This is a genomic window from Psychromonas sp. SR45-3 (assembly GCF_014163575.1).
In the GTDB taxonomy this organism is placed as follows: Bacteria; Pseudomonadota; Gammaproteobacteria; order Enterobacterales; family Psychromonadaceae; genus Psychromonas; species Psychromonas arctica.
The window spans coordinates 1-291 of the sequence record NZ_JACJDP010000119.1 but is presented as its reverse complement, the minus strand read 5'-3'; the positions used below and the strand labels follow the sequence as shown (position 1 = coordinate 291).

General features: G+C 39.9%; 1 pseudogene. It reads left to right on the top strand.

What is annotated here, in order from left to right:
• Positions 1-82: 82 nt before the first annotated feature.
• Positions 83-291, top strand: a pseudogene (locus H5084_RS20080) (IS66 family insertion sequence element accessory protein TnpB); the annotation flags it as partial.

Below are 291 nucleotides of genomic sequence, written 5' to 3'. Positions count from 1 at the left end.
GTAAGCGTCTAGCAAAGCACACCTAGTATCGACTTTCTGATTGTTTAAAAATATCTGCTCAATAATAAATTCGGATCAGATAATGCAAACTTACAGAACAAGCGCACAGTGGCAACAACTCTTTCAACAACGCAGCCATTTCAGTGGTACTAATGTTGAATTCTGTCAACACCATAATGTCTCTATTACCACTTATTATAAACAGCGCACTTTATTGACAGAGGGCTTGCCTAAAACACCTTTACCAACACAAACGCCAAGACCCACAGCATCACGCTTTGTCCAGGTAAA